The organism is Tropicimonas isoalkanivorans (assembly GCF_900112335.1).
In the GTDB taxonomy this organism is placed as follows: Bacteria; Pseudomonadota; Alphaproteobacteria; order Rhodobacterales; family Rhodobacteraceae; genus Tropicimonas; species Tropicimonas isoalkanivorans.
This window is the reverse complement of the sequence record NZ_FOLG01000001.1, coordinates 800,828-825,732: the sequence shown is the minus strand read 5'-3', so window position 1 is coordinate 825,732 and position 24,905 is coordinate 800,828. Positions and strand designations below refer to the sequence as shown.

Genomic DNA, 24,905 nt, shown 5'->3' with positions numbered 1-24,905 from the left:
AAGGCGAAGTCGTTTCCGGCAAGTGCACAATTGCCCCACGCAAGACAGACAGTTTTCACTTTCTTGCCTTTAACCGGACCTACGACGTGCGAGCAGGCAGGAGCAGAGCAGAAGAAATATCGCCATGAACCAGCTTAACAGGCTCGTGTCCGGCCGCCCCGTCGGCCGCACGACTGAGACGGAAAAGGACGACGAGATCGACCTCCGCTCGATCTTCATGGCCCTTTGGCGCGGGCGGTACTGGATTCTCATCGCGACCGTCCTGGGGCTTGCCTTCGGATATTACCAAGGGGTTGTGGCATCGACGCCGGTCTACGTTGCGACGGCAACCATCATGCTCGAACGCGAGGAGACGCCGGTGGCCGGTCTGCCGTCGCTGACGGCGGGCAGCGGCAACGCGTGGAACGACGCTGTGCTCAAGACAGAGATGGGGGTCATCGAATCCTACAATCTCGCTGAGAAACTGGCGGTGGAACTCGATCTCATCCGCAATCCCGACTTCAATCCCTACCTGCCAAGGGAGGACGCGGGCAGTGATCGGGGCTGGTTGTCCAGTATGCTCGGCAAGGATTCCACACCGCAGGAGACCGTAGCGCCACCGCCGGATAACCAGATCCTGCACTCCATCGCCAGCCGTCTGCGCCGCGCGATTTCGGTCTCGAACCAGGAATTCTCCTACATGCTGGATATTTCGGTTCGGGATACCAACGCCCAACGGGCGGCCCTTTTCGCGAACACGCTGGCTGACCTCTACATCCGCGATCAGGTTGACGTGCGCCTCGAGCGCACCCGCGAGGCGCGGGAGTGGCTGTCGGACCAAACAGCCGATCTCAAGGCGGAGGCAGATGCCTCGGCCCGCAGGATGGAAGCATTTCGTGGCGACGCGGACCTCCAGAATGAACAGACGCTCGAGGCGTTGAACCTTCAGTTCAAGACCCTCCGCGAGCGCGCCGAGACGGCGGAACAGGACGTGCGCGACCTGTCAGACAAGCAGGCGCTGATCGAAAATGCGCGGTCCAGTGGATCGGCCTCTGACCAGCTCGCCGCGGTGGAGCGGGTGACCGGCCGCCCATGGAGCGTGTCCGTGGACGAAACCGACCCGGCTTCGGTCCAGCGGCTCCAAGCGAAGGTGGATACGCTGCTTTCCGATTTGTCCCGGGATCTCGACAAGCGGATAGTGCATGCCGAGAGGCTGCGCGCAGCGCTTCAGGAACAACAGGTGGAGATCGACCAGCAATCCACTGAATACGTCCAGCTTCGCCAGCTCGAGCGTGAAGCGGAAGCCGATCGTCTGATCTACGAATACTTCCTCGCCCGCCTGAAGGAAGCGGCGGTCAAGGAAGGCTTCGCACAGGCGTCGGCCCGCGTCCTTTCGCCGGCCTTCGGGGGGAGGCAGATCGGGGCGAACGGCTTTCGGTTCATGATCATGAGCGGCCTTATGGGCATGGTTCTGACATGTGGCTTGCTAATCCTGCGCGACCGCATGAACGACCGCTATCGCCTGAGTGAAACCCTGGAGGGAGACACCGGTCTGCCGGTCCTGGGGCAGATCCCGCAGATCCCCGGCCGGTCTCGGATCGACCTGATCTCCTACATCGTCGGCAAGCCAGGTTCTGTCGGGGCGGAAGCGGTGCGTGGGCTGCGGACGTCGCTGCAATACACGTCTATCGACTCCCCGCCTCGGGTCATCATCGCGACCTCCTCTGTCCCGGGGGAGGGCAAGACAGTCACCTCCATCGCGCTGGCCCATCACTTCGCCGGGCTAGGAAAATCGGTTCTGTTGATAGAGGGCGACGTTCGGCGTCGGGCGTTCTCCGAGATCTTTCCGGCCCCGAAAGACAAATCCCTGCTCTCCGTCCTTTCGGGGGAAACAGACCTGCTCGACGCCGTGCAGAGCCAGGTTTCGCTTGGCATCGACATCTTGTCCAGCGGCCAAACCACCGCCAATCCGGCTGACATTCTGGCCTCCCAGGCCTTCAGTTGCCTGATCGACGTCGCGCGGGAGGCATATGACTTCGTGGTAATCGACACGCCGCCGCTGTTGCTGGTGCCCGATGCGCGGGTGGTTGGACAGTATGCGGATACGATCCTGTTCATGGTCCAATGGGAGAGCACCCGGCGCAGCCAGGTGCGCGACGCGCTGGCGCAGCTCGAGCTTTCTGGCCTGTCGGCCGATGGCCTGGTACTGACCAAGGTCGATACGGAAAAGATGCGCTCCTACGGTCACGGGCAGCGGTACGGCGCCTATTCCGGCAAGGGCGCGAACAAGTACTACGTCAACTAGGGGCGGCCCTTTCCGCTACCGGAACCACCTACGACGCTCCCGATGGAAAGCCGCAAGCCGGCGCAAACCGCGCCAGCTCGCCAGCGTCTTCAGGTAGTGCTGCCGCCGGTCCGGTTCGTACAGAAAACCGCGGGCGTAGTGCTGCAACCAGCCAAGGTCCGACTGACGGCGAAGGGAGTGTGGTTCGCCGAACGCGGTGAGCACCCGATCCACCCAAGCCGCCTGCCGCGTTGCATCGCCATCTAAGAGACGCGCGGCGAGGGCCGACATCCTATCGAACGCCTCGACTTCTCCGGCTTGCGCGAAACGGTCTCGTGCTGCCGCCAGTTCCTCGCCCGAAAGATCGCGTGAGAGTAGGCCGAAATCGATCACGTCCCGCAAGCTGATCCGGGGCAGGGCGAGACGGTCCGTCTGGCCGAATTGCGCGTGAAGGACGGTGTGGGCGAGCCGGTCCGCGCCTGAAGGGACACGCACCCCGGCCGCGGTCACCGGCAGCGCATTCCGCAAAACAGCCTCGGCCGGCAACACGTGCTCCGCCGCGCCCTGTCCGAGCTGGCGGTGCAATTCCACCGCGCAAGGCCAGCCCGGGGCGAGGAGCGGCGGAAGATGATGATGGCCGCGTTGGTTGATCTCCGAAACGGCCTCCTCCCGTGCCCCAAGGTCGAGAAGGCTCTGCCTGAGCCTTGCGAGATCCGCATTGGCCAGCAGGACGTCGATGTCGCTGAGGAGTCGCGCACCCGGCGACGGATACCGCGGTGCCAATAGCTCCACGGCGCCTTTCAGTGCCACGGGTGTCAGGCGTCCTTCGTCGGCGATCCGTCCGAGAGTGTGCAAATGCGCCTCAATGGCGTGGTTGCGCCGTGCGTTGGCGGCCTGAATTTCGCGGAAGTAGACCGGCAGATCCGGCGGCACCGCGTCTCGCAGGTCCGGTGAATTAGAGAATGCGCACCAGATCAACGGATGGACGTGACTGGCCGTCGCCACCGCCACCAGATCCTCCGGCGAACTGCTGGCAATATCGCGCAAGAGCCCCTCGGGCGCAGGTCGGCCTAGGGCGACCGGAACTATGCCCAGAACGGCGCGGTGGGGGGCGGAGGCGCAGGAGGTCAGGTGGGGCTGCATGATCCTGTCAGGCGGTCTGGGGCGACATGTCTGAGGCTAGCGCGCGTGGTCCGAGAAGGGAACGGCGCACCGGTGGAGCGGACGACCAAGTGGCCGGGGTGGTGGTTTCTTCGTGGTCGGAAAGGGAGACCTCCCGCCGCTCCCTTGACAATTCTGCATAGCCCAAAAATGGCCCTCAAGCCGATCGAAAGAGTCCCCGATCAGAGGGCTCTCCGCGACATGGCGACCACCGCGCCGACCATTTGACGCGGGGCGGCAACTTGCCCCTGAATATTGGGGAATCCCGCGGAAATCTGTCGTTGACAGGGAAGCATGTAAAATCGGCACTCGTCGTGTCCCCAAGGACTTAACCCGATTCGCGACACGTGACCGTTGTAGCTGGGAGACAGTCACCCACTGCCGCAATGGTTGTGCCCCGTCGCGGCCTATCGGCGGTTTACTGCCTACGAAAATGATTGCTAAGGTCATTCACAGGCAGTGTCCGGCGCGACGACAAAAACGCATAAAAAAGCCGGAAGAAAACAACAAATTGTGCCAAGTCGGCCCCTCTCGCGACCGAGTGTTGCGCGGAGATGTTGTGAAGGCACATAAAATAGGGGCGGCGGATGTGAAACGGTTGACCGGATTTTGGGGGCTTCTATCGGCGTACTGGGTTTCGGAAAGGTGGCGAGAAGCCTGGATCCTGACCGCAATCATTATCGCCCTGACCACTTTGCTCAGCAAGTCCAGCGTCTGGGTTGCCATGGCGAGTGCGGACTTCCTTGCCTCCCTGGCAAACTTTCACTCCCTCGACAGCGCGAATCCGGCCCAGGTGGTTCTTCTGGCGGCCGTCACCTATTTCGCGTTCTTCTTTTCCCGGACGGGCGGGGTGGCGCTGCGCCACTTTCTGTCCTCCACGCTTCACCGTCGGGCGCGGGGGTGGCTGGTGGAGCGCTTCAATCGCGAGATCCTGGCCGATGAGCGGATCGCTTTCGACCTGATGAGCGACCGCTCCGAAGCGAATGGCATCTCGCGGATGCCGGATGCCATCGACCAGCGTATCGACGAGTGCTCCGTCGGCCTCTACGGCGGCGTCATCGGTCTGACGATGGGCCTGTGGGGCGCGGTCACCTCGATCTGGTTCATTTCCTCGGCGCTTATCGAACGCAGCCAGCCTGTCCCCTTCCTCGACCGTTGGGGTGTGGCTGCGAGCGATGCGCTTGTTCAGTGGTTCGGCCCTGTCGCCGCACACGTCAATCTGGTGCCGGGCCAATATGGCACGGCCCTGATGGCGGGGGCGCTGGTGCTGGTGTATGTGCCGACGATTACCTATGTTGCCTGGCTGCTCGGGCGCATCATCGAACGGCTCAATCTCCAGCGCCAGCGCCGAAATGGCGCCTGGCGGGGCGAATGGGGCGTGATGCTCAACCGGGTGAGCCAACTTGCGGCCTCCCGAGGCGAGCGGGCGCAGGCCCGGATCAATGGGCGCCTCTACGCAGATGTCGATGTGACCTGGGGGCGGCAGAACCGGCTGGACGCGGGCATGATGATGTTCTCGAACATGTACAGCTTCCTTTCCAGCCGGCTGCTTGCATATCTCCCCGCCCTGCCGGCCTTCATGGCGGGCAACCTGTCCTTCCGCGACTTTGCGGCGAACAGCGAGTTGACGGCGGAACTGATCGGGGACGTGTCCTGGTTCATCAATGTCATGCCCGCGATCGCGACGCTCAAGGCGAACGCAGTGCGCCTGACCGAGGTTGCCAACGCCATCGAACGGGTGCGCGAACGCCAACAGTTTTACGCCGAGACAGGCGTCAGCCGGTTCGAGCGCACCCGGACACAGACTGGCCCGGTACTCGCGGCTCATGGGCTTGCGCTGCGTCACCGTGGGCACGATGCGGAGCCCTTCCTCTCCGTGCCGTCGCTCGATCTGCGCCCCGGCGACCGGGTTTACCTGCGCGGCCAGAACGGTTGCGGCAAGAGCAGCCTGCTGAAGGCGGTGGCCGGGCTCTGGCCTTATGGCGAGGGCCGCGTCTCCATGCGCGAGGGCGCGGCGATGTTCTTCGCCGGTCAGGAGCCGGACCTTCCGGACCGGTTGACCCTGAAGGCGCTGGTCGCCTATCCCGACCACCCCGAACAGCATTCGGACATCGCGGCAGCACATGCGCTGTCCCGCGTGGGGCTGGGCGACTTCATCCACTGCCTCGAAGACGAGCTTTACCAAGGCAAAAACTGGCGCAACGTCTTCTCGGGCGGGCAGAAGCAGCGGCTTGTTCTGGCCCGCATCCTGCTGGCGAAACCGCAGGTCCTACTGCTGGATGAGGCCACCTCCGCGCTCGACGTCAATGCCGTGGTGGACTTCCACCTGACCCTGTGCGAGTGCTTGCAGGAAACCGCGATTCTCGCGGTGCTGCACGGGGAAACCGTGCCGCATGATCCGGATGGCGAGCCGTTCTATTCTTCGGTCCTCGAAATCCGTAATGGCGTCGGGCGCCTGCGTCCGGTCGTGTCGACGGAATACGTTGCTGCCCGTCACGCTGCGGAGTAACGGGACAACACGCAGGGCCCACGCATGGACTCTTACGAGAGTGTTGATCGGCTGATGGCCGAGATGACGCTGGCCGAGAAGATCGGCCAGCTCAATCTTTTGGCGGCAGGCGAAGGCCTGGCGACAGGGGCCGCGCAGCATACGCCGCTGTCCAGGCGGCTGGACGCGGGGCAGGTGGGGGCGGTCTTTGGAACGAAGTCTCTCTCCTCCGCTCGCTCCATGCAGGAGCGGGCACTGGCCGGCTCCCGGCTCAAGATTCCGCTGTTCTTTGCCGAGGATGTCATCCACGGGCACCGAACGGTCTTTCCGATCAATATCGCTCTCGCGTGCAGTTGGGATCTGGACCTGATCGAGGACACCGCCGCCTTTGCGGCCAGCGAAGCGGCGGCCGAAGGGCTGCACCAGGTTTTCGCCCCGATGATCGACGTCTCCCGCGACGCCCGTTGGGGTAGGGTCGCCGAAAGCCCGGGGGAGGACCCGCTGCTGGCCGCGCGCCTCGCGGCGGCCGCCGTGCGGGGGTTTCAGGGCAAGGGCATCGCCGCCCCCGGCCGGGTCGCGGCCTGCCTGAAGCATTTCGTTGCTTACGGCGCGCCGGATAGCGGGCGGGACTACGATAACGTGAGCCTGGCCTGGGAAGATCTTCTGTCCGTCTATCTGCCGCCCTTTGCCGCGGGCGTCTCGGGCGGGGCGGCGAGCCTGATGGTGGCCTTCAACGCGGTCAACAAAGTACCCATGCACGCCGGGGAGGCTCTGGTGGAGGGCTGGCTGCGCGGGCGGGCTGGGTTCGATGGGTTGGTCGTCTCCGACTACACCGGGATCAAGGAACTCATCGCCCACGGCCTCGGGCCAGCGCCCGTGGCTGCCGCGCGGGCTTTGCTGGCGGGCGTGGACATGGACATGGTCGGCGAGGATTACCTGCACCAGCTCCCTAAGCTCGCCCGGGACGGGCTGGACGCGCCGGATGCGGGGCTCTCGCTGTCGCCCCAGCAGATGGTCGACCTTGTCGACCGGTCCTGCCGACGGGTACTGACCTTCAAGGCGCGGCTCGGCCTTCTGGACAACCCCTTCCGCGGCTTGGAAAAGGCGCGCGCTGCCCCTTCCCGCACAGAGGGGCGGAAACTGGCCCGACGGGCCGCAGCGCGCTCGGCCGTACTGCTCAAGAACGATGATGTCCTTCCGTTGGAGCGCGATGCCAAGGTCGCCCTGATCGGCCCCTTTGCGGCGGATCGGGCGAACATGCTGGGCACCTGGGCGGTCTCCGGAAAGGCCGAAGACGTCGTGCCCCTGGACGACGCGGTCGCGGCTCTGACGGGACGGGCGCCCACGGTGGCCTGGGGCGCGAACATCGTGGAGGAGGCGTGGCTGGAGCGGCGGCTCAACGTCCATGGTGTGACGGTGGAGCGCGATCCCCGCGGTGAGGCCGACACGCTGTCGGAGGCCGTAGAGGCCGCTATGGCCGCCGATGTCATCATCGCATGCGTGGGGGAGGCGAAGGAGCATGCCGGCGAGTCCTCGTCCGTGCTGTCACCGGAGATACCCCTGCCGCAGCGCCGTCTGATCGCGGCTCTTGCGAAAACCCGCAAACCACTGGTCGTGGTCGTCTTCGCGGGGCGGCCCCTTGCGTTGGGCGACGTCGCGGAGCAGGCCGACGCGCTGCTCTATGCCTGGCACGGTGGCATTGCCGGGCCGGAGGGGGTGGCCGACCTTCTCTACGGCGCAACCGTTCCGTCCGGGCGTCTCGCGGTGTCCCTACCGGCCCATCCGAACGAGATGCCGTTCTCCTATGCCAGCGAGCCGACCGGCCGGCCGCACACCGGGCGGTTCGAGAAATTTCGCACGGGCTGGCTCGACATGCCGGATGGTGTGCATCGTTTCCCGTTCGGCTTCGGTCTGGGGTACGGCAAGGTGCGCTACGGCAGGCCCAGCTTGACGGCCCAGAGGTCTCCGGCGGACCGCCCCGTGCTGCTGCGTCTTCGGGTCGAGAACGCGGGGCCCGGCGAGGTTGTCGAGACCGTGCAGCTTTACGGCTCGGACCCGGTGGCGCGCGTGACCCGTCCCGGGCGGATGCTGCTGGACTTCAAGCAGGTGACGCTAAGCGCGGGCGAGAGCCGCGAGGTGGTGTTCGAGATCACGGCGGATCAGTTCCGCTACCCCATCGCGCCGTCGCTGGACGCCGCAGAGTGGGTCCGCGATCCCGGCCTCGTTCGCCTTCACGTCGGCCCTAACAGCCGCGACACCCAGACGGTAGAAGTGACGTGGAAGACGTGATCCGAGGTCTTGACGACGACGCCCTGCGAGATCGCGTTTCGCAGGCGACCGCGCTTTATTTTCTCGACTGGAGCCACCCGGTTAGCGGAATGGCGCGCGAGCGCAGCGCCGGCGCGTTTGGCTATGATGTCGAGGAGACCGTGTGTACGGGTGGCACCGGCTTCGGCTTGCTGGCCCAGATCGTTGCCGCAGAGCGCGGCTGGCGGCCGCGACGAGCCATCTTGGACCGAGCGGACCGGATCGTCGACTTCCTGGAGCGGGCAGACCGCTTCGACGGCGTCTATCCCCATTTCCTCGATGGAACGACGGGCCGCGTACTCCCCTTCATGGCGGGTGACGAGGGCGGCGACCTCGTGGAGACCTCCTTTCTCATGCTTGGTCTGCTGGGGGCGGCGGCGTATTTTACCGAAGCGCCGGAGCTCGGCGTGCGGATCGAGGCGTTGTTCGATGCGGTGAACTGGGCGGCGCATCTGCGGACGGACGGCGCAGTGATGTGGCACCGTTTCCCCGGGCGGCCGTGGCCCGCGCACGCGCTGCCGATCCGAGGATGGAACGAGGCGCTTCCCGTGTTCGTACTGGGCGCCGGTGCGCGGAGCCATCCCATTCCGCCCGCGTCCTATCACCGGAGCTGGGCCGCCGCGCCCGCGTTCAGGAACGGGCGGACCTACGATGGCACCGTCCTGCCGCTCGGGCCGGACTGGGGAGGGCCGTTGTTCTTGTCGCAGTATCCGTTCCTCGGCATCGATCCCCGCGGCCTGCGGGACGCCTATGCCGACTACGGCGTCCAGGCCCGGGCCCATGCGTTGGTCAACCGGGCGCACTGCCTCGCCAACCCCCACGGCTGGCGCGGCTATGGCAGGGACTGCTGGGGCCTGACGGCGAGCGACGACCCGTCCGGCTACGTTGCCCATTCCCCGACCGAAGATACCGGCGTCATCACACCGACCGCGGCGCTTGGGTCCTTCCCCTACGTGCCGGAGGAGGCGATGCCGGTGCTGCGGCACCTGCACGACGATCTGGGCGACCGGATTTGGGGCGAGGCAGGGTTTGCCGACGCGTTCTGCGAGACGCGGGACTGGGTGGCCGGCAGTCGTCTCGCCATCGACCAGGCGCCTATCGTGATCGGGCTGGAGAACCACCGCTCGGGGCTGCTCTGGCGGCTTGTGTCCGGGCGTGAGGAGGTCCGGCGGGGCCTGCGGGCTCTCGGCTTCTCGGCACCCTACCTTGAGGATGCCATCGCCTGAAGCGCCCGCTGCCGCGCCGCGTCGGCCTCCAGAAAGGCGGCCGCGGACCATGTCAGCGCGCGGCACGACGTGGGCGCGCCGGTGCGCCGGTCGAACTGCTCCGGCAGGTCCAATGTGCCTTCCGGCGCCACGTCCTGAATCAGCCGCATCCAGCCCTCGGCTTTCGCGAAAACGGTTGCGTCCCTGCTGTCGGCAGCGACGTGGTAGTGAAGTTCGGCGAAGCCCAGCGTGGTCGGGTACCAAGGGTTGCCATCGAAGTAGACGTCGTCTTTCCAGCGGCCGATGGCGGGCACGGATCGGCCCCGGTTGATCGGGTAAAGGTCGGCGAAGATCGTTTCCAATGCGGCGACAGTCGCGCGGGTTCGTGATGCTGCGAGTGCGAAGGGCCCGCCCCGGCGGCCGGCATGCAGAATGGCGAGGATCGTCGCACTGTCGAGCTTACCGGCGGGCGCTTCTAGGCTCTCGCGCCATCCGCCCGTCACGGGATCGGCTGCTTCCTCAATGAGGGCCGCCACGCGGTCGGCTCCTTCGCGCAGGTGAGCCCCCGACGTGCCCCGCGCCTCCGCGCGCTTCGCCCCACGGTCCAACGCGTCCCATTCGACGATCAGGGTGAACGTCGTGCGGCGGGGAGGTGTTTCCTCCCAGGGGCCGATGCAGGGCCGGCCAGCAACGGCCGCCACGTGCGCGAGGTCCCGCTCAATCAGCGCGTCGGCCTCCGGTGAGGCCGTCTCAGGCAGGTCCGCCAAGACGGACATCACGCTGGATGCCCTGAGCGCCGGGCCGTCGTCCTGCGGTCGGGCCCATTGCTCCAGGTCCGGCGTGCCATCAGCCGCGACGCGCGGTTCCTCCAACCACGCCCGCCCCGTCAGCGCTGCAAGCTCCCCATCCGGTCGCAGGAACTTTTTGTGGGTGTCCAACGTTGCTGGTTCGATGGGGTTGAAAGCCGGGCCGTCGCGGTCCGGATCGGAGATGTAGGATGAAAAGCGAATGTTGTCGGCAATTGCCTTCAACCAAAACGCACGCGATTCCGGGTCAGCTTCGATCGCCTTGGGCACCGCGCGGAGCACGATTGCGGCATCTCGAATCCAATGATGGAAATAGTCCGGTTCCGGGTCCCAACTCGAAATCTGCGTCGAGGCGAGGATCGACCCGTTTACCGGGTGAACTGTCCATCCGAACCCTTCGCGATGGCGCGTCAGGCCAGTTGCCGACGTTGCCGCACGCATGGCGCGGGCCGACCCGAGCCGTTGCGCCGCAATCCAATCAGGGTCCGGTCTTGCTTCTTTCACGCGCCAAGTGCCGCGAGGGCGGCCTTCAACATATCAGCGCACGCGGGTCCCGCAGGGCAATGATGTTCGCCTGGCAAGGCCCCGAAAAACCTGCCATTTCCGGCGGATGCGAAGTAGGTTCGGGCATAGGAGATCGGGACGATACCATCCTCCGCACCAGTCACGACGCCCAGCCTGGCATTGGTTCGGGCAAGGGCAGGCGCGGCGTCCTGCGTTTCCATCTCGGCGCGGAAAAGCGGAGCCTCGCGCTCCAGTTCCGCGACAGCCGGAGGACCCATCGCTCGGCGTGCGTCGAGCAAGGCGAGCCCCGACACGGCCGGGGAAACCGCGAGAACGTGGTGGGTGGTGGGCGTGCCGGCAGCGAGATGCGCAATCACGAATGCGCCGATACTGTGCCCGGCGAGCGCGCACGTCTCGCTGGGCCATTCCGACAACACCCAATGCCAAGCTTCAGCCGCGGCGGCCAAGTGGCCCGTCAGGGTCAGCTCGCTCGCAGGCCCGGACTCCAGCAGTGCAGAGGAGTTTGGCAATTCCGGTGCGATGACGCGCCAGCCTGCGGCGAGATACGCCTCGGCGATCTCGGCAATCTGAGGCTGGTCGGGCGCGCCGTTCCGGCCGTGAACCAGAAGCACGTTTCCTTTGGGGGTGGCATTCCGGCTCGCGATCAAAACCGGGATAGGGCGAGGGAGGGCCGGCACTACTCGGCGCTCCGCCGCGTCGGTCCAAGAAGAACGTCCACTTGTCATATTGCTCGTATCAGCCTCCGCGTCGTGTGGCCTCAAGGGTGTGTCGGAACGGCGCCGGACAGCAAGGCGGAAAGAGACAGAAAACCGGGGAAAAATTTTCGTGGAGATAGTCAGATGCTCTTGATTTCCGGCCGCCGCGGGACAATCTCGCGATCAGTCTGCCGCTGCCACGAATCACGCCGCCATTCCATGACCTTAGCGAGTCGCCGTTTGCAAACTGCGCAATCTTTGAGCCTTTGGTTGTGGCGAAATTCCCACGATAGGCGATTTTTCGCGCTTGCATGCAAATTATCGCCTACAAACTGATTCGGGATCTTTGCTGCAGCGCAGAGCGGGTTAGATATCCGGGCGTTTGAGCTTACATTTGTGTCACTCTGGGGGACATTCCGTGACTGTTGACGATCATACCAGCCGAGAGGCTTTGTCGATTGGGCCGTGGCAACGGCGCCAGGTAATTGCCGCCATCGCGGCAACCGTTGGCGCGCCCATGCTGCTGTCGCCCATCGGCGCGCAAGCTCAGGATGGTGAGGCCGTGCCGTTTTCCTTCGATATGCTGTCCGAGCAGATGCGCAAGCAAGCGGCGGAGCCCTACAAGGCGCCCGAGCAGGTGCACGGCTTCTTCGCCGATCTCGACTACGACGCTTACCAGCGCATCCGGTTCCGGCCTGAGCAGGCCCGGTGGCAGGACGAGGGCGTGAAGTTTCGCCTGCATTCCTTCCATCCCGGCTGGCTGTTCAAGGAGCCGGTGAAGGTTCACGAGATCGTGGACGATGTGGTGCAGCCGATGACGTTCACCACCGCCGATTTCGAGTACGACGACGAGGATCTCGCCGCCAAGGTGCCGGACAACGAAGAAATGCCGGGCATCGCCGGATTCAGGCTGCACACGCCGCTGAACCGTGCCGACATCTTTGACGAGCTGGTTGTGTTTCAGGGCGCGAGCTATTTCCGCGCGCTCGGTCGTGGAAACACCTATGGGCTGAGCGCCCGTGGCCTCGCCGTGAACACCGGCTTGCCGGAGGGCGAGGAGTTCCCCCGCTTCTCCGAGGTCTGGCTGCGACGTCCCAACCCGGGCGATCCGTCGATCACCTTGTATGCGGCGCTCATCAGCCCGTCCGTGACCGGGGCCTACCAGTTTACCATCACGCCCGGCGACACGACGGAAGTCGATGTCGTGTCCCGTCTGTTCCTGCGCAAGGACATCAAGCAACTCGGCATCGCGCCGCTGACGTCGATGTTCCTGTTCAGCGGCGCGGACATGGGGGCGTTTGACGACTACCGCGCTGCCGTGCACGACAGCGAGGCCCTGATCCTCAATACGCAGGCGGGAGAGACCTACTACAGGCCTCTCAACAACCCGCCGCAACTTGCGAGCTCCTACTTTGGCGCCGTAAGTCCGAAATCCTTCGGACTGGCGCAGCGCAGCCGGGACTTCGAGCATTACCTGGATGCGCAAGCACACTACGAACGCCGCCCGTCGCTGATGATCGAACCTGTCGGCGATTGGGGGCGTGGCTCCGTGCGTCTGGTGGAGATCCCGTCGGACCTGGAAATCCACGACAACATCGTGGCCTATTGGGTGCCCGAGGGGGATGCCCGCGCCGGCGATGCGATGGAGTTCGCCTACCGGATGCGGTGGGGCCTGACTCCCGAGGGTGCCGTCCCGGCAGACCTCGCCAGGGTCGTGCGCACGCGTGTTGGCGAAGGCGGTGTGGCTGGGGTCGATACCGACACCGGCACCCGCAAATTCGTTATCGATTTTGCCGGTGGATTGCTTGGGCGCCTGCCCGGCGATGCAGAGATCGAGCCCGAAGTATCGGCGCTGAACGGCGAAATCGTGGAAACCGTCCTAAGCCCCGTAGATGGGAAGGACGTTTGGCGACTGGTAATCGAAGTCCGGGCCGAACCCGGCGCGGTCGTCGAACTGAAGGCAGCAATATCAGGCTACGACCAAAATCTTACTGAGACATGGGTGGACCAATGGATCAACGCGTAAGCCAGATGGAATTTGAAATGAACCGACTAACCGACCAGACCGAAAACCGCGGGCCCGACTGGGCACCGCCCTCCGCGCCGCTGGTCATGCCGAAACAGGAACTGGAGTCCCGATCGAGCTGGCTGGAGCTGGCCGACATCGGCCGGCTGTTCCTGTCCCGTCGCAAGGCATGATCCGGCCCTGAGGGATAGACGACATCATGAAAACCAACCGCGCTCCCGACGGCATAACCCGGCTCTCGAGGCTTATTGCCTTGGGGTTTTCCCTCGTCGCTGCGGTGACGGCCTCCGCACTTATGGCGGAGGCGTCCGCTCACGACGGGTTCGGGACGTGGGACGCGGTTCGCGCCGCACTCATTTTCGCCACCACGGCCTGGCTGGCCTGGGGGGCGTCACTGGCACTCATCGGTGTCCCGGGGCGCCAGAAATCGCGGGCGTATCCTGAACTCTCAAATCCACAGCCGCGGACGGTAATTGTTATGCCGATCTGCAACGAGGATCCGTTGAGCACCTTCGCGCGGATCGCCGCCATCGACCGGTCGGTGGCGGGTGCCGGCGTTCGCGCCGATGTTGCCGTCCTGTCCGACACGCGGGACGATAAGGCGGCGGCCGAGGAGCGTCTGGCTTTCGAACGGCTCCTGCTGGAGACCGGCGGGGAGGGACGCACGTTCTACCGCCGCCGCGAGCAGAATGTCGGCCGCAAGGCTGGCAACATCGAAGATTTCGTGCGGACTTCGGGCAGTGCCTATGACCTTGCGGTCATTCTTGACGCCGACAGCTTGATGGAGGGGGAGGCGATCCGGAAGATGGTCGCCCGAATGCAGGCGGAACCCGACTTGGGGCTGCTGCAAACCTTGCCGCGCATTATCGGCGCGCATTCCTTCTTCGGCCGGGCGCTCCAGTTCGCAGCCAGCTTCCACGGGCCGGTATTCACCCGTGGGCTTGCCCGGATGCAGGGGGCGACCGGCCCGTTCTGGGGTCACAATGCCATCGTTCGCGTGCGGGCCTTTGCGGAAAGTTGTGGGCTCCCGGAGCTGTCCGGCCCTCCGCCGTTCGGTGGGCATATCCTGAGCCACGACTATGTCGAGGCGGCACTTCTGGCGCGCGGCGGATGGCGGGTGGAGGTGGACCAGACCATCGACGGCTCTTTCGAGGAAGGCCCGGAGAACGTTCTGTCTTTCGCCCGGCGCGACCGGCGCTGGTGCCAGGGCAATCTGCAGCACGCGCGGTTGCTTTTCTCTCCCGGATTCGCCGGGTGGAGCCGCTTCGTGTTCCTGCAGAATATCTTCGCGTATGTCGTGTCCGTACTGTGGGCGGCGTTTCTGGTCGCATCGTTCATCGCCACGATCACCGCGCCGCCGCCGGACTACTTCCCGGAGCCGCACCAACTGTTCCCGCAGTTCCCGAACACCAGCACACGCGAGATCACAATGCTCGCCTTCGGTGTCGTCGGCCTGCTCATCATTCCCAAGCTCACGATTCTCCTGGGCGCCATCTCGTCGGGCCGGGTGACATCCTTTGGCGGCGCCGTCCGGACAGGGTTTTCCGTTCTGGCCGAGGTGCTGCTGACGACCCTGCTGGCGCCGCTCATGCTGCTCTATCACACCCGCGCAGTGCTGCAGGTGCTGTCCGGTCAAGACGGGGGGTGGCCCGCCAACCAGCGCGGAGAAGGTATGCTGACCCTGGCGGACGGCTGGCGTGCCGCGCGCTGGATCGTGTTGATCGGGGCCGCCTCGCTTGCCGCGGTGCGCTGGATTGCACCGGATCTCACAATCTGGCTGCTGCCGGTCGGTTTGCCCATGCTCTTCGCGCCGTTCCTCATCGCCTGGACGTCACGGCCCCTGACCCACGCGCTTTTCCGGGTACCGGACGAGTCCGCTCCGGCCCCGGTCGTATTGCGCTATCGCGAGATCTGCGCGCGGTGGAGCCGGAGCTGGGAGACGGAGACCGAGGCCGCCGCCGCTCCGGAGGGTGCTGGTGTCCTTGCGTAAAGCCGAACTCGTGACCTTTCCTGGCAATAAGCCCAAGCCGGCAAAAACAGCCCGCGATCCGCGTATCGACGCGTTTCGCGGGCTTGCGCTGATCATGATCTTCATCAACCACGTTCCGGGAAACCCGTACGAATACCTGACCATCCGCAACCTCGGCTTTGCCGATGCGGCGGAGGCGTTCTTCCTAATGTCCGGGATTGCCGCAGGGCTGGCCTACACGGCGCGCTTCTTCCCTTCCGAACGCGAACGCAATGGCCTCTGGCCTGCGATCGCGCCGCTGTGGAAACGGGCATGGACGCTTTACCTCGTCCAGATGGTTCTGTCGGCCGCTGCACTGGCCATCTTTGGCATAGCGTACCAAGTCTCCGGCTTGCCCGACCTTCTGACGCAGATCAACATGCGGCAGGTGTTTCAGAACCCCACGCAGGGGCTGATTGGCCTTCCGCTGCTTACGCACCAGTTCGGCTACGTGAACATCCTGCCCGCGTATTCTGTGCTGCTCTTCTGTGCGCCGGTGGCGATCTTGGTGGGATTGAAATGGCCGCGGGCGCTCTTCGCTGCGTCGCTGGGGCTATGGGTGGCTACGGGAGTATTTCGTCTGAACCTGCCCAATTACCCGAACGAGGGGGGATGGTTCTTCAACCCCTTCGCGTGGCAAGCGATTTTCATCTGCGGACTGCTGACAGGCCTCAGCCTGCGTCAGGGTAAAGTCTTCTTTCCCCGCTCGCGTTTGCTTTTCTGGATTTCGGTAGGGTTTCTCGGGTTCGTGTTGTTCTGGAAGTATTTCCCCGGCGCCGAGAACTTCTTCAACATCCAGATGCATCACCTGGCCGAGGCTGGGGTTCCGTTCATCTTCACATCGCATGACAAGACGTTCCTCGCCGCACCGCGCTTCCTGCACATTCTCGCGCTGGCATATGTCCTGTCGCAACTGCAGATCGTGACCTGGCTGTCGGCCCATAAGTACGCCACTCCGGCCCGGCTAATCGGTCGCCACGGGTTGCTGATCTTTGCCGTCGGCACGGTTCTGTCGCTCGCCTGTCAGGCGTTGATGATGGTGGTGCCGCAGGCCGAATGGCTCGCCTGGGCTCTGCCGCCGCTGGGCGTCGCCGCGCTGCTTGCCGTGGCGTGGCTCGCCCACGTGTCCGGCACCAAAACGCCGCGAAAGACCGCGCCGCCGCCGGAACCGGAGCCCGTCCTTGTACCGATTACCGCAGGCCTCCGTGGGCAGGCACGGCCGCCGGTGTAAGCCGGGGCGTTCGCGTCCGGATTAACCCGCCTGCGCCATCATCCCGCGAAGATCCTCGGCCGAGAGCGCGACGGGGTTGGCCTTCATCGATGACGAACTCGCCGCCGCCTCCGCAGCCTGAGCCTGTGCGTCTGCCGTGACGCCCAGGTCGGTCAGCGCGGGCAGGCCGCAGTCGGAGGCCCAATGAGCGAGGCTATCGAAGGCAATATCGGGCGCGCAACCGAGCGCTTGCGCGATCCAATCGCGGACCTCGTTCAGCCGCGCGCGTACCTTCGGGTCCACCACGCGCGCGTCATTGAGGGTGAGGCCGTGCGGCAGGAGCACGCCGCAGATCGCGCCATGCGCTGCGCCCGTCAAGCCGCCGAGCGGTCCGGCCAGGCCGTGAACGACCCCCAGCCCGGCATTTGCCAGCGCCAGCCCGCCGCAGAGCGAGACCCAGGCCATGGCGTCGCGGGCCTCGGGGTCCTCTCGGTCCATGAGTGTCCGCAGCGCAGTCAGACCGACAAGGATCGCGTCCCGGCACAGCGCGTCGGTCATCGGATTGGCGCGGGTACACAGGTAGGGCTCGATGACTTGCGTGATCGCATCAAGGCCGGAGGCCAGCGTGACGGCGCGCGGGCAGGCATCCGTCAGGCTTGGATCGACGATCGCCAGGTCAGGCAGCATGGCGCGGTCGCGGAGGCTGACCTTGCGGCGTGCCTCTGGGACGGCAATCACGGCGTTCCGCGTCACTTCGGCGCCGGTCCCGGCGGTGGTCGGCAGGGCCACGAAGGGCAGGGGTGGCTGCTCCAGCGGCAGGCCACGGCCCACGACCTCCAGATGGTCGAGCATGGGTCGGGTCGCCGGAACCAGCGCGGCGATGGCCTTACCGGCATCCACCACCGCCCCGCCGCCGATGGCGATCACGGCCTGCGCCCCCATCAGCCGTGCCGCCGCGACCCCCGCTTCGATCATGGCGACGTCGGGCTCGCCCGGCACACTGAACACTGTGGTTTCGCACCCCTCAGTCGCCAAAGCCTCCGGCAGCCATGCAGACCGGAGCGCCGAGGCACCAGTGACCAGAAGGAGCCGACGCCCCAGGCGGGCCAGGTCCGGTACCGCATCAGCGGCCGTGCCGCGCCCGAAGCGGATTTCGGTCGCCGTTGCGAACGTAAATGTAGGGTGGGTCATCGATCAGCCTCCGAAATGCCTCCCGTTGCTGCACCGTTTTCCGGCCACGGCCAATGCGTCGAATTGCTTAGTCCGGGCCGAATGGCGCAACCGTGACCGTCGCGTCTTTGACTTCCGATGGAGCGCCTACATGTGTTAACGAAACGGAGGCGTTTACCAATGGCGGAAAAAGATCGCACGGCGTCCCGGCACGTACCGGCCGGGCGCCTGTCTCGGCTGCACCGGCTCGGCGCGATGGCGACGGGAGTTGCCGGGAATGTCGCGGCGCAAGGGATCTCGCAATGGAGCCGAGGCCAACGGCCGGACCTGCGTCAATTGCTGTTGTCGCCCGGCAACGCCGCCCGTGTGGCTGACGACTTGGCCCGTATGCGGGGGGCCGCGATGAAGGTGGGTCAGCTCGTTTCGATGGAGGCGGGCGATGTCTTGCCGCCGGACCTCGCGGCCATTTTCTCCCGCCTGCAAGCGTCGGCGGACCCGATGCCGCCTAAACAACTTGAGCGGGTGCTGCGATCCAATTGGGGGGAGGACTGGCGCGGCGACTTCGCGCATTTCGATCCTCGGCCCATCGCTGCGGCCTCCATCGGCCAAGTGCACAAGGCCACCCTGCGGGACGGCCGGACGCTCGCCATCAAGGTGCAGTATCCCGGCGTTGCCCGCAGCATCGACGCCGATATTGCGAATATCGGCACCCTTATCCGAATGTCGGGGATGCTTTCGCCCGGCTTCGACATCGCGCACTACCTTGAGGAGGGGAAGCGGCAGTTGCGGCTGGAGGCCGACTACCGGCACGAGGCGGCCCAGCTCGCAGCCTATGCCGCGCTCGTCGGGGAGACGGAGGGCTTCGAGATTCCCACGGTAGCCGAGCAATGGTCCACGGGCGAGGTTCTCGCCATGTCCTTCCACGAAAGCCGGCCCATCGAGTGGCTCACCGACGCGTCGCAGGAAGAGCGGGATCGGGTGATCGCCCGTCTGATAGACCTCGTTCTGCGGGAGATCTTCGAGTTTGGCCTCGTGCAGACCGACCCTAACTTCGCCAATTACCGCTACGATCCGGGAACCGGCCGCGTCGTGCTGCTCGACTTCGGGGCCACGCGCAGCCTGCCGCCCCAGATCATCGACCAATGTAGGGAGATGCTGGCGGCGGGGCTGGCCGGCGACCGGCCCGGCCTGGAAAGGGCCTCAGCCGCGCTCGGCGTCCTTCCGGAGGCTATGGCGCCAGACCATCGCGCCCAGATCCTCTCGATGATGGAGATCGCGTTCGCAGACGCGCGGCGCGAGGTGTTCGACTTTGCGGAAAGCGACCTGCTGGCGCGTCTCCGGACGGAGGGCCGGAAACTGGCGGCGGACCGTATGCCCCCGCCGGAGATACCGATGGATGCGCTTTTCCTGCAACGCAAGATCGGCGGCACGTTCCTGTTGGCGACTCGGCTGCGGGCACGGGTTCCTCTCCGGTCGATGTTCGCGGCCTTCGTATAGGCGCCGGATTGATCCGCCGCCCATGCCCGGCCGTATCCGTACCGAAGCCACGGGAGAGCCGCATGAAACCGATCCTGCTTTTGTTACTGTTCCTGGGCGTCGGCCAAGCCGCCACTGCCGGCCCCGTCGGGGGCACTTTCGCATCCATCGACGGCGGGGAAATTTCGCTGGAGGACTGGCGTGGGCGGCCCGTGCTTGTGGTCAACACGGCATCGCGGTGCGGGTTCACCGGGCAATACGACGACATGCAGGCGCTCTACGATGCCTATCGGGACCGTGGCCTCGTCGTGCTCGCCGTCCCGTCGGACGACTTCCGGCAGGAGCTGGACAGCGATGCTGCGGTCAAGGACTTCTGCGAGGTGAACTTCGGCCTCGATCTTCCGATGACCACTATCACCAGCGTGCGGGGAGGCGATGCGCATCCGTTCTACGAGGACGTGCGGGCAGAAACCGGCTTCGCGCCGCGGTGGAATTTCAACAAGATCCTGATCGGCCCAGACGGTGAGGTGGTGAATACCTGGGGGGCGTTGACCAATCCGCGAGCGCCCCAGATCACCCGGCAGATTGAGCCGTTGCTCAATCGGGGGTCATAAAGCATTGAGGTCGTTGCCAAGATTTCCTGGTTTCGCTCGGCGCGCTGACCCTCAAGTTATCGCCGACAAAGGGGTGTAAGGTGCAACGCGCATTGATCGTTGGCGCCTCCGGTGGGATCGGCGCGGCCCTCCAACGGGTGCTCGCAGATCGGGGCTACGACGTCGTTGGCCTTTCCCGTACGTTGGACGGCCTCGACGTGACGGATGCCGCGTCGGTCGACCGAGTGCTGGGGGCGCAGGAGGGACCGTTCGATATTATCCTCGTGGCGTCCGGTATCCTCGCCCCGGAGGGTGGCACGCCGGAGAAATCGCTCGATCAGATCGATGCCGCCGCGATGGCGCACGTGATGGCGGTCAATGCTATCGGCCCGGCACTCGTTCTGCGCCACGTTCCGCGCATGCTGCCAACGGACGCGCGATCGGTGGTCGGCGTCCTGACGGCGCGCGTCGGGTCGATCGGGGATAACGGGCTTGGCGGGTGGTACGCCTACCGCGCCTCAAAATCGGCAGCCAATCAGATTGTTCGCACCGCAGCCATCGAGATTGGACGCAAGCACAAGCAGGCGGTCGTGGTCGCGCTTCATCCCGGAACTGTGGCGACGCCATTCACCAAAGCCTATCCCGGCCATCGAAAGGTCGCGCCGCATGAGGCCGCGGAGAACCTGTTGCGGGTGACCGACGGCCTGACGCCTGCCGAGAGCGGCAAGTTCTTCGACTGGGCCGGCAAGGAGGTGCCGTGGTGAAATTGATCCTGGTGCTGGGCGACCAACTCACCCCGGAGATGGCCGCGCTGAAAAAGGCCGACAAGGGCGAAGACGTCGTGGTCATGGCCGAGGTCGCGAGCGAAGCGACCTATGTCTCCCACCACCCCAAGAAGATCGCGCTGATCTTCGCGGCCATGCGGAAGTTTGCGGGCCGACTGCGCAACGATGGCTGGGAGGTCGCCTATACCCGGCTGGACGACGAAGACAACGCAGGGTCCATCCCCGGCGAATTGCTGCGACGCGCGGACGAGACCGGTGCGAAGTCTGTGCTAGCCACTCGGCCGGGCGAGTGGCGGCTGATCGAGGCGCTGGAGGAGACGCCGCTGGACGTGGAGCTGTTGGAGGACGACCGCTTCATCGCCAGCCATACTGAGTTCGAGAAATGGGCGGAGGGGCGCAAGGAATTGCGGATGGAGCATTTCTACCGCGATATGCGCCGAAAGACCGGCCTTCTGATGGAGGACGGCGACCCCGCTGGCGGCAAGTGGAACTTCGACCATGAGAACCGGAAACCTGCAAAGGACGACCTATTCGGTCCTCACCCGTGTTGGTTCGAGCCGGACAAGACCGTGGAGGAGGTTCTGGACCTCGTTGAGGCGCGGTTCGGGGACAATTTCGGCGATCTCCGCCCCTTCGGATTCGCGACCGATGCGGCGCAGGCCGAACAGGTGCTGGAGCACTTCCTGACGGAGTCCCTGGAGTGTTTCGGCGACTACCAGGACGCGATGCTCGCGAACGATCGCTTCCTCTATCACTCCCTAATCTCGGCCTACATGAACATTGGCCTGCTCGACCCGCTCGATGTCTGCCGCCGGGTGGAGACAGCATGGAAGGACGGCAAGGCTCCGATCAATGCCGCTGAGGGGTTCATCCGGCAGATCATCGGTTGGCGGGAGTACATGCGGGGCATCTACTTTCTGGAAGGGCCCGACTATCCCCGCCGCAACGCGCTCAACCACCAGCGCAAGTTGCCGGACCTGTATTGGGGCGCGGAAACCAAAATGGCCTGCCTGTCCCATGCCGTCGCCCAGACGCGGGAGGAGGCCTATGCCCACCACATTCAGCGGCTGATGGTGACTGGAAACTTCGCGCTTTTGACTGGCATCAACCCGACAGAGGTTCACGAATGGTACCTTTCGGTCTATTTCGACGCTTTCGAGTGGGTGGAGGCGCCGAATACCGTGGGCATGAGCCAATTCGCGGACGGCGGGATCGTGGGGTCGAAGCCGTACGTCTCGTCCGGCAATTATATCAACAAGATGTCGGACTATTGCGGCGGCTGCGACTATGCGGTGAGCAAGAAAACGGGGCAGGGGGCGTGCCCGTTCAACCTGCTGTACTGGTACTTCCTGAACCGTCACCGGGAGCGGTTCGAGAAGAACCCGCGCATGTCGCAGATGTACCGGACTTGGGACAGAATGTCGGACGATAAACGGGAGACTGTGCTGGACGAGGCGGAAGCGTTTCTGGACCGGATGAGCGCAGGCGAAACGGTCTGACGGTTGAAATTGGCCATCAGGTCTGCCGTCGTCGAGACGCAAGGCGGCGAGGGGGAGCGGCGCTGACCTCGGTCTGATGCTGCAATAGCGGGGCCGGTGTCCCGTGGGTCAAGCTGACCCGACGTCAATGGATGGGCAAAGTCTGGCATTGCGTTATCTCAAGGGCTAGTGCGACAGTGCGGTCTGGTTCAAAAGCCGTTCGGCCGCTCTCGATTACTAAGTCGCGCTCCGAAACCCGCCAAGCATGACCCGCAGCACGCTCATCACCTTTGCCATCGGGGCGCTCGGCGGCCTGCTGGCGCAACTTGTGGGTTTGCCCGCCGGCGCCCTGCTGGGCGCATCGCTCGCCACCTCCGCCGCGGCCTGGGCCAAGGTCGAGTTGCATGTGCCGGGCGGTTTGCGCGATGGGGCCATTCTGGTGATCGGGGTCGCCTTGGGCTCCGGCATCGATCCGGACTTCCTGCAATACCTCCACCGCTGGGCCACGAGCCTGGCTATGCTGGCGATTTCCATCACCGCCACCCTCTATGGCAGCAGTTGGCTGCTCAGGCGGTTCTGGAAGTTCGACCGCCATACCGCTTTCCTCTCCAGTGTTCCCGGGACATTCTCCATGGTCATGGCGCTCGTCGCGGAGGGGCGGGGAAAGCCCTCGACGGTGCTGGTGATGCAGACCATGCGCCTGCTGAGCCTTACGGCCATCGTGCCGCTGGCCGTTGCGGTGCTGGGGATAGATGCCGCGAGCGGGACAGGGAAACCGATGGGCAGTCTGTCGCTCCCGGTCTTCCTGGCCCTCATGGTTCCCGGCGCGGCGTTGTCCCTGCTGCTGCGACGCGTGGGGTTTCCTGCAGCGTTCCTCGTGGGAGCCATGCTGGTCAGCGCGGTGGCGCATGCTTCCGGCCTCGTTGAGGGGCGACCGCCGGGGTGGATCCTGACAGCTGGCTTCATCGTGACAGGCGCGACGCTCGGCAGCCGTTTCACCGGCATCGGCGTGTCGGAGGTCTTGGGTGCCCTCGGCGCGACGGCCGCCGCCGTTGGATCCGCTGCCGTTATCTCGGCCGGGTTCGCAGCGCTAACCGGCGCCCTGACCGGGCTCCCTTACGGACAGATCTGGATCGCCTTTGCCCCCGGCGGCGTGGAGGCGATGTCGGCCATCGGGCTCGCGCTCAACTTCGATCCCGCCTATGTGGCCACGCACCACCTGTTCCGCATTCTCGTGCTGATCGCGCTTCTTTCCGTGGCGATGCGCCGAAGCAGGTAGGTTCCTCTGGCTCGCCTTTCAGCCGGCCACGGGCCCGTCCTGTTTCAAACCTTCATATAAGTAGTCGCGCGTGAGCGGGACGGCGTCCTGGCGGCGGGCAATCTGGACCTGGAACACGTTCTGGTTGAAGTGGCGGAACGACATCTCGGACGCCGTCAGATAATACCGCCACATCCTGCAGAACCGCTCGTCATAGAGGGCGCGCGCGGCGTCGATGTTCGCCTCGAACCGCTCGCGCCAGTGGCGCAGCGTTTCGGCATAGTGCAGCCGCCAGACCTCCACATCGGTCACCCACAGACGTTCCTTTTCGATCGGGGCCATCATCTCCGACAGGGCGGGCACGTAGCCGCCGGGAAAGATGTACTTGTCGATCCAGGGACTGGTGGAGCCGGGCGGCGTGTTGCGCCCTATGGTGTGAATCAGCGCCACACCGTCTTCCGTAAGGCGTTGACGCACGTGGGAAAAATACTCGCGGTAGTGCGGCACGCCGACATGCTCGAACATGCCAACGGAGACCACGCGGTCGAAGCTGCCGGTGACGGTCCTGTAGTCGGCGAGCCGTATCTCGATCCTGTCGGCGAGGCCTGCCGCCTGTACCCGTTCGTTGGCGACCTTGTGCTGCTCCTCAGACAGCGTCACGCCCAGAACACGGGCGCCATGATCCCGGGCAAGCGTGAGCGCCAGCCCGCCCCAGCCGCAACCGATATCGAAGACCCGCATGTCAGGCTCGAGCAGCAGCTTGCGCGCGATATGGGCCTTCTTCTGCGCCTGGGCCACCTCCAGCGTGTCGTTCGGGGTCTTGAAGTAAGCGCAGGAATAATTCCGGTCTTCGTCCAGAAAGAGATCGTACAGCGCGCCCGACAGGTCGTAGTGATGGGCCACATTCCGCTGCGCGCGTGACACCGGATTGCGTTGCGCCGCGCGGCGCAAGCTGCGGCGCATGGCGAGATGGGCTTCGATAGGCAGGGCCGTGTGTCCCGCGCCGCGATTTGCCAGAATGAGCGCGAGAAAGTCGGGCAGGTCCCCTTCCTCGATCGTCAGACGCTCGTCCATATAGGCCTCGCCGAGCGCAAGATCGGGGTTGGCGAGGAGCTTTCGGGGAAGGTCCGGATCGGTAAATCGTACCGTGCATTGCGGACTGCTTCCGGAGCCGTAGGTCCGGCTGGTTCCCTCGGCGTCGATCACCGTGAGCGTTCCCGTACCGATAAGGCGGCGCAAGGTCGTATCGAATAGGCGGTTAAACATGGCGTACGTTCTTGGTCATCACCCGGCGACCAATCGGCTGCCGCCAAGCTCGAATTGTCGATAAGGCTCACTCTGCCAAGACTTTTTCGACCTGTCGAGACAGTCCGCTCTGGCATACCGGGTGAACACCTCCGTCAATCCCAGCACCCGATCGCTCATCTTCATGCGACGGACTGCTGGACGAA

At 65.0% G+C, this 24,905-nt stretch carries 18 protein-coding genes; 13 read left to right on the top strand and 5 right to left on the bottom strand.

Annotated elements, in window-relative coordinates; translation table 11 throughout:
* The first annotated feature begins 124 nt into the window (after positions 1–124).
* Complete coding sequence (locus tag BM075_RS03860) at positions 125–2,284, top strand: GumC family protein (RefSeq protein WP_093359319.1); 2,160 nt, start codon at positions 125–127, stop codon at positions 2,282–2,284.
* A gap of 15 nt (positions 2,285–2,299) precedes the next feature.
* On the opposite strand, the gene BM075_RS03855 is transcribed toward BM075_RS03860, so the two are convergent.
* Complete coding sequence (locus tag BM075_RS03855) at positions 2,300–3,406, bottom strand: nucleotidyltransferase family protein (RefSeq protein WP_093359318.1); 1,107 nt, start codon at positions 3,404–3,406, stop codon at positions 2,300–2,302.
* Between the two features lie 607 nt (positions 3,407–4,013).
* Between BM075_RS03855 and BM075_RS03850 the strand changes: the two genes are divergently transcribed.
* Genes BM075_RS03850 through BM075_RS03840 form a run of 3 tightly spaced genes read left to right on the top strand, consistent with a single transcriptional unit; the run spans position 4,014 to position 9,445 of the window.
* Positions 4,014–5,933: an ABC transporter ATP-binding protein/permease gene (locus BM075_RS03850; protein ID WP_177208235.1), complete on the top strand. Its 1,920-nt coding sequence runs from the start codon at positions 4,014–4,016 to the stop codon at positions 5,931–5,933.
* A 24-nt stretch (positions 5,934–5,957) separates the two neighbouring features.
* Positions 5,958–8,201: a glycoside hydrolase family 3 N-terminal domain-containing protein gene (locus BM075_RS03845; protein WP_093359316.1), complete on the top strand. Its 2,244-nt coding sequence runs from the start codon at positions 5,958–5,960 to the stop codon at positions 8,199–8,201.
* The gene (locus BM075_RS03840) at positions 8,198–9,445 is read left to right on the top strand and encodes a glucoamylase family protein (RefSeq protein WP_218152800.1); all 1,248 of its coding nucleotides are present in this window, start codon (positions 8,198–8,200) and stop codon (positions 9,443–9,445) included. The genes BM075_RS03845 and BM075_RS03840 overlap by 4 nt, the downstream gene beginning before the upstream one ends.
* On the opposite strand, the gene BM075_RS03835 is transcribed toward BM075_RS03840, so the two are convergent.
* Positions 9,421–10,671, bottom strand: a complete 1,251-nt coding sequence (locus BM075_RS03835; RefSeq protein WP_093359315.1) for a glycoside hydrolase family 15 protein — start codon at positions 10,669–10,671, stop codon at positions 9,421–9,423. The two genes, BM075_RS03840 and BM075_RS03835, sit on opposite strands and share 25 nt — an antisense overlap.
* 59 nt (positions 10,672–10,730) lie before the next feature.
* A complete protein-coding gene (locus BM075_RS03830) occupies positions 10,731–11,366 on the bottom strand; it encodes an alpha/beta fold hydrolase (protein WP_093359314.1) in 636 nt (211 codons plus the stop codon).
* A gap of 502 nt (positions 11,367–11,868) precedes the next feature.
* On the opposite strand from BM075_RS03830, the gene BM075_RS03825 reads away from it, so the two are divergent.
* The 4 genes from BM075_RS03825 to BM075_RS03815 are packed head-to-tail and all read left to right on the top strand — an operon-like array spanning position 11,869 to position 16,715.
* The gene (locus tag BM075_RS03825) at positions 11,869–13,476 is read left to right on the top strand and encodes an OpgD/OpgG family glucan biosynthesis protein (protein ID WP_245758731.1); all 1,608 of its coding nucleotides are present in this window, start codon (positions 11,869–11,871) and stop codon (positions 13,474–13,476) included.
* 17 nt (positions 13,477–13,493) lie between these two features.
* Complete coding sequence (locus tag BM075_RS24355; protein WP_177208234.1) at positions 13,494–13,649, top strand: hypothetical protein; 156 nt, start codon at positions 13,494–13,496, stop codon at positions 13,647–13,649.
* Positions 13,650–13,675: 26 nt separating this feature from the next.
* Entirely contained in the window at positions 13,676–15,466 is a 1,791-nt protein-coding gene (gene mdoH / locus BM075_RS03820; RefSeq protein WP_093359313.1) for a glucans biosynthesis glucosyltransferase MdoH, read from the top strand.
* Positions 15,453–16,715, top strand: a complete 1,263-nt coding sequence (locus BM075_RS03815; protein WP_245758730.1) for an OpgC family protein — start codon at positions 15,453–15,455, stop codon at positions 16,713–16,715. The genes mdoH and BM075_RS03815 overlap by 14 nt, the downstream gene beginning before the upstream one ends.
* A 21-nt stretch (positions 16,716–16,736) precedes the next feature.
* Here BM075_RS03815 and BM075_RS03810 read toward each other — a convergent pair whose 3' ends face one another.
* Positions 16,737–17,885: an iron-containing alcohol dehydrogenase gene (locus tag BM075_RS03810; RefSeq protein ID WP_093359312.1), complete on the bottom strand. Its 1,149-nt coding sequence runs from the start codon at positions 17,883–17,885 to the stop codon at positions 16,737–16,739.
* 159 nt (positions 17,886–18,044) lie between these two features.
* Here BM075_RS03810 and BM075_RS03805 point away from each other — a divergent pair, with 159 nt between their 5' ends.
* The 5 genes from BM075_RS03805 to BM075_RS03785 all read left to right on the top strand — a co-directional run bounded on the left by BM075_RS03805 (position 18,045) and on the right by BM075_RS03785 (position 23,475).
* The gene (locus BM075_RS03805; protein ID WP_093359311.1) at positions 18,045–19,361 is read left to right on the top strand and encodes an ABC1 kinase family protein; all 1,317 of its coding nucleotides are present in this window, start codon (positions 18,045–18,047) and stop codon (positions 19,359–19,361) included.
* Positions 19,362–19,423: 62 nt separating this feature from the next.
* Complete coding sequence (locus BM075_RS03800) at positions 19,424–19,954, top strand: glutathione peroxidase (protein ID WP_093359310.1); 531 nt, start codon at positions 19,424–19,426, stop codon at positions 19,952–19,954.
* Between the two features lie 80 nt (positions 19,955–20,034).
* Positions 20,035–20,697 (top strand): SDR family NAD(P)-dependent oxidoreductase, encoded by a 663-nt coding sequence (locus BM075_RS03795; RefSeq protein WP_093359309.1) that lies wholly within the window; start codon positions 20,035–20,037, stop codon positions 20,695–20,697.
* Positions 20,691–22,217 carry a cryptochrome/photolyase family protein gene (locus tag BM075_RS03790; RefSeq protein WP_093359308.1) on the top strand — a complete coding sequence of 509 codons (1,527 nt, stop codon included), beginning with the start codon at positions 20,691–20,693 and terminating at the stop codon, positions 22,215–22,217. Before BM075_RS03795 ends, BM075_RS03790 begins: the two co-directional genes overlap by 7 nt.
* A 244-nt stretch (positions 22,218–22,461) precedes the next feature.
* On the top strand, positions 22,462–23,475 hold the full coding sequence (locus BM075_RS03785) for an AbrB family transcriptional regulator (protein WP_093359307.1): 1,014 nt from the start codon (positions 22,462–22,464) through the stop codon (positions 23,473–23,475).
* 18 nt (positions 23,476–23,493) lie between these two features.
* Here the strand turns inward: BM075_RS03785 and BM075_RS03780 are convergent, their stop codons facing one another.
* A complete protein-coding gene (locus BM075_RS03780; RefSeq protein ID WP_093359306.1) occupies positions 23,494–24,720 on the bottom strand; it encodes an SAM-dependent methyltransferase in 1,227 nt (408 codons plus the stop codon).
* Between the last annotated feature and the right edge of the window lie 185 nt (positions 24,721–24,905).